Source organism: Paenibacillus sp. MMO-58 (assembly GCF_037146255.1).
GTDB lineage: Bacteria > Bacillota > Bacilli > Paenibacillales > Paenibacillaceae > Pristimantibacillus.
Genome location: NZ_JBBCVY010000045.1, coordinates 1 through 410, shown reverse-complemented (window position 1 = coordinate 410; position 410 = coordinate 1). Strand labels below are relative to the sequence as shown.

At 47.8% G+C, this 410-nt stretch carries 1 tRNA gene and 1 rRNA gene; both read left to right on the top strand.

Annotated elements, in window-relative coordinates:
• Positions 1–73, top strand: a 16S ribosomal RNA gene (locus tag WFJ73_RS33240); the annotation flags it as partial.
• 102 nt (positions 74–175) lie between these two features.
• Positions 176–251 (top strand) — tRNA-Ala (locus WFJ73_RS33235).
• Positions 252–410 lie beyond the last annotated feature (159 nt).

Genomic DNA, 410 nt, shown 5'->3' with positions numbered 1-410 from the left:
GGTGGGGTAGATGATTGGGGTGAAGTCGTAACAAGGTAGCCGTATCGGAAGGTGCGGCTGGATCACCTCCTTTCTAAGGAAATACCCGATCACGATGATGATCGGATAAATTGTTTGAAAATGGCGCCGTGCGTCAGACGTGATATCATTTGTTCAGCTTTGATGGAATTTGTATGGGGCCATAGCTCAGCTGGGAGAGCGCCTGCCTTGCAAGCAGGAGGTCAGGAGTTCGATCCTCCTTGGCTCCACCAATACAACTACCGTCTATTTTTGTTCCTTGAAAACTGGATAGCGAAAGAATGAAACATCCTTAAGCAACAAATGTTTTTATTAGGTTAAGCTAATAAGAGCGCACGGAGGATGCCTAGGCACTAGGAGCCGAAGAAGGACGTGGCGAACAACGAAACTGC